This is a genomic window from Citrobacter sp. Cc139 (assembly GCF_030334645.1).
GTDB classification, from domain to species: Bacteria; Pseudomonadota; Gammaproteobacteria; order Enterobacterales; family Enterobacteriaceae; genus Citrobacter; species Citrobacter werkmanii.
The window spans coordinates 1-4,252 of sequence record NZ_JAOWDM010000087.1 but is presented as its reverse complement, the minus strand read 5'-3'; the positions used below and the strand labels follow the sequence as shown (position 1 = coordinate 4,252).

Here is a 4,252-nt window from a genome sequence, read left to right as displayed (position 1 = left end):
CTGGAAGAGGCCGCCAAAAAGCGCGCGCTGACCGCCGATGAAAAATCGGTGCTGGCGAACAAAGACGAGGTACTGGCGCGGGCCGAAGTGAATGCCCGGCTGGGCGATCAGATTGTTGCCCAGGAACGGTTAAACCGCCTGCAGGACAGCTCGCAGAAGTACGTTACCCAGATTGGTGAGAAAACCCGAGCGCTTGTGGCCGGGGGCAGCATGAGCAGTCGCGGCGCGCAGCGGCAAAACGAAGAGGCACAGCTGCGGCAGGGCTGGATGAATGCCGGCGGTACGGACACCGATCAGGGTTATCAGAACGAACTGGATGCACTGAAGAAATATTATGCCGCACAGGACGAGCTCCGCGGCAACTGGCAGGCCGGGGCGAAATCAGCGTGGGCTGACTATGCCGATTCAGCAGTTGATGCCTATGGCTCGATGAAGTCCGCTGCTTCAGCCACATTCGATGGTATCAGCCAGAATATGGCCGATATGCTGACGACAGGGAAAGCAAACTGGGCAGATTTCACCCGTTCCACGTTGTCGATGCTGACGCAGATCCTGATGAAGCAGGCCATGGCTGGCCTGGTCAGTTCTGCCACGTCAGCGCTGGGTTTTGCTGGCGGTGGTTATACAGGATCCGGCGGCAAGTATGAGCCAGCAGGTGTGGTGCACCGTGGAGAGTTTGTCTTTACGCAGGAAGCCACTAACCGAATCGGTGTCGGCAACCTTTATCGCATGATGCGCGGTTATGCGACTGGTGGTCTGGTCGGGGGGAGTGGCGCTGGCGTTGCTTCTCCTTTTGGTGTCAGCGTGTATGCACCGGTTTCGGTTACAACAGGCCAGGGGGATTCCGGTCAGCAGAAAGGAAACGGTGATGCGCTGGGGAAAGCCTATCAGCAGGTGATCAACAGTTCCATCAGGGAAGGTATCACCAGAGAGGTCCGGCCCGGAGGCATTATCTGGAATGCAACAAAACAGAGGTAAGCAATGGCGATCGAGCATTTTGCGTGGCGGATTAAAGCATCCAGCCAGCCGACCCTGAAAAGTAAGGATACCGTCCGCACGGCACAGTTTGGTGATGGCTATAAGCAAGTATCAGGTGCCGGGATGAATGATGAAACGCTCAGCTATGAGTTTTCATTTACCGGCGAACCGGGAACCGTCAAGGATATCTATGCTTTCCTGCGGCGCCATAAGACGAAATCATTTTCGTTTACCCCGCCAGGCGGTGATCTTGCGCTGTGGCGCGTTGAGGCAGACAGCCTGCAGCGCGTTACCAAAAGTAAAACGGTGGAAACCGTATCAGCCACCTTTGAACAGGCGTTTGCACCATGAGCTTAAACAATGATTATCAGAAACTTGAGCCGGGCAATGTTGTCCGGCTTTTTGATGTCGATGGCACCGCATTTGGTGTTTCCGACGTTCTCCGCTTCCACGCCCACAACATTGCCCACACTCCCGATGAAATTGCCGCTGCTGGTGGAGATGAAAATAAGCTACCGGCGAAATCGATCTGGTGGCAGGGGCAGGAATATAAAGCCTGGCCCTGCCAGATAGAGGGTATTGAGACGGCGACCAACGGGACCAGCGCGCAGCCGACGCTGTCGGTCGCTAACCTGGATAGTTCCATTACGGCGCTGTGTCTTGCTTATGATGACCTGCTGCAGGCAAAGGTCACGATTCATGACACGCTGGCGCAGTATCTGGATGCGAAAAACTATCCGGAGGGCAACCCGTCGGCGGATCCGCAGCAGGAAAAGCTGAAGGTGTTTTACATTGATGCCAAGAGCACTGAAACCAACGAAGTGGTGGCGTTTACGTTGTCCAGTCCAATGGACCTGCAGGGGTTGATGATCCCGACGCGCCAGCTACATTCGCTTTGTACCTGGTGTATCCGTAACAAATATCGCTCAGGTGATGGATGTGACTATGCCGGAACGCGTTATTTCGACAAGCACAACAACCCGGTTAACGATCCGTCACTCGATGAATGTCCCGGTACGCTCACTGCGTGCAAGTTGAGGCATGGCGAGGGGAACGAGTTGCCGTTCGGTGGCTTCCCTGGCACATCCCTGATCAGGAGCTGATATGCGTCAGAAAATTATCGACGCCATTATGGCGCATGCTGCTGCTGAATATCCGCGTGAATGCTGCGGCGTAGTGGTGCAAAAAAGCAGGGTGCAGCGGTACATTCCCTGCCGTAATCTGGCAACCGATCCGACAGAGCATTTCCACCTGTCGCCGGAAGATTATGCCGCTGCCGAAGACTGGGGAACAGTGATTGCCATTGTCCACAGCCACCCGGATGCCACGACTCAGCCAAGTGAACTGGATAAGGCACAGTGCGACGCTACACTGCTTCCGTGGCATATCGTCAGTTGGCCAGAAGGGGATTTACGCACCATTCAGCCGCGGGGCGAGTTGCCGCTGCTGGAGCGCCCGTTTGTTCTTGGTCATTTTGACTGCTGGGGACTGGTAATGAGTTACTTCCGGCAAACGCATAGCATTGAGCTGACGGATTACCGCGTGGATTATCCCTGGTGGGAGAACAGTTACCCCGAAAATTTCTACCACGATTGCTGGTATGAATGCGGATTCCGTGAATTCAGCGGTGCGCCGCAGCCAGGTGACATGGTCATCATGCAGGTCCAAGCTAATAAGTGGAACCATGCCGGGATCCTGCTCGAAGGTAATATGTTACTCCACCATCTTTATGGCCATTTGAGTCAGCGTGTGCCATATGGCGGTTACTGGCAGGAACGGACGATGAAGGTTCTACGGCATGAGGCTCTGTGCTAACCTTTCGCATTATCAAAAAGGGGATAGGGACATGAAAAGAGCCATATTATTTATATCTTTATTAGGTTTATTTGGTTGTAGTGCATCTTCCTTGCAGGAAGAATCTCCAATTTACTCAGGACATTCATCAAAGAGTGCTTCACAAATTAATAAGTGCTTATCGCCTAAATGGCAGGATCTACATCCGCAGGCAACAAGTATAGAAACCGACGCTGGTTATAGAATATCAGCATCTGATGATTTATTTGGTGTTTTATCGATGGCTATAATAGAGGGAAACCCAAAGGGGGGGACTGATGTGAAAGTCTATGCCGCAAGCAAAGGCATTGGTGACCCATGGGGTAAAGCTGCGCGATCCTGTATTTAAGTCGATTCTAATTTTCAAAGCCACTTTATGTGGCTTTTTTATTGGAGTTAACATGCAAGAAGTAATGACTAGAATTGAACTTGGTGGAGTTTTAGGTAAATCATTTGGTCGCTCTCATAACAGATTAATAAGAACAACGGCTGAAGCTATTCAGGCCTTATCAAAAACAATAAATGGATTTGAACAGTATTTAAATACCAGCAAAATGCGTGGGCTCACGTATGCAGTATTTAAAGGTAAAAAAAATATAGGGAAAGATGATTTAGGTTTTCCCGTTACAGGTGAAGTGATAAGAATCGTTCCTGTTGTGATTGGGAGTAAAAAAGCAGGTTTATTTCAAACAATATTAGGGGGGGTACTGGTAGTAATTGGTGCGCTGGGGGCAACAATAGGCCAGGCATGGGGTGGTGCCGCATGGGGGCCAGCCACAATGAAAATTGGTGCTGCATTAGCGCTTGGTGGCGTTGTTCAAATGCTCTCACCTCAACCATCAGGTCTTGCCAGTAAGCAAAGTGCAGATAACCGCGCTTCGTATGCTTTCGGCGGGGTAACCAATACAGCGGCGCAGGGATATCCCGTCCCCCTAGGGTATGGTAAGCGTCGAATTGGTGGGGCGATTATTTCTGCTGGAATCTACGTCGAAGATCAGCAGTAAGAAAAAATCCTTTTCTCAGGCTACCTCAGGGTGGCTTTTTTTATGGGCGCGATATGGCTTCAGCAACTACGATTAAAGGCCGCAAGGGCGGCGGCTCCAGTTCCCGAACCCCAACCGAACAGCCTGATGATTTGCAATCTGTAGCGAAGGCCAAAATCCTCGTTGCTCTTGGGGAAGGGGAGTTTGCAGGGCAGTTGACGGGTAAAAATATTTATCTGGATGGTACTGCGCTTGAGAATGCGGATGGCTCGCAGAATTTCAGTGGCGTAGTGTGGGAGTTCCGTTCAGGAACGCAGGCACAGAATTACATTCAGGGTATCCCCGGTACTGAAAATGAGATCAATGTTGGCTCTGAGGTTTCAAGTGCAACAGCATGGACACGTACCTTTACCAATTCCCAGCTTTCAGCCGTTCGTCTGCGCCTGAAATGGCCATCG

The 4,252-nt window shown here is 51.6% G+C and carries 7 protein-coding genes; all 7 read left to right on the top strand.

Annotation, left to right across the window (positions count from 1 at the left end):
* A partial coding sequence (locus tag OGV69_RS15610) for a phage tail tape measure protein (protein WP_286469407.1) occupies nt 1-978 on the top strand: 978 nt, incomplete at its 5' end.
* Nucleotides 979-981: 3 nt separating this feature from the next.
* Nucleotides 982-1,329: a phage tail protein gene (locus OGV69_RS15605; protein WP_048216155.1), complete on the top strand. Its 348-nt coding sequence runs from the start codon at nt 982-984 to the stop codon at nt 1,327-1,329.
* Nucleotides 1,326-2,081 (top strand): phage minor tail protein L, encoded by a 756-nt coding sequence (locus tag OGV69_RS15600; protein WP_227409232.1) that lies wholly within the window; start codon nt 1,326-1,328, stop codon nt 2,079-2,081. The genes OGV69_RS15605 and OGV69_RS15600 overlap by 4 nt, the downstream gene beginning before the upstream one ends.
* Before the next feature lies 1 nt (nt 2,082).
* Nucleotides 2,083-2,793 (top strand): C40 family peptidase, encoded by a 711-nt coding sequence (locus OGV69_RS15595; protein WP_069325459.1) that lies wholly within the window; start codon nt 2,083-2,085, stop codon nt 2,791-2,793.
* A gap of 31 nt (nt 2,794-2,824) precedes the next feature.
* Entirely contained in the window at nt 2,825-3,160 is a 336-nt protein-coding gene (locus OGV69_RS15590; protein ID WP_074458573.1) for a hypothetical protein, read from the top strand.
* 52 nt (nt 3,161-3,212) lie between these two features.
* Nucleotides 3,213-3,815: a tail assembly protein gene (locus tag OGV69_RS15585; RefSeq protein ID WP_069325461.1), complete on the top strand. Its 603-nt coding sequence runs from the start codon at nt 3,213-3,215 to the stop codon at nt 3,813-3,815.
* 53 nt (nt 3,816-3,868) lie between these two features.
* Nucleotides 3,869-4,252: TipJ family phage tail tip protein (gene gpJ / locus OGV69_RS15580; protein WP_425592481.1), on the top strand; the 384-nt coding region annotated here is incomplete at its 3' end.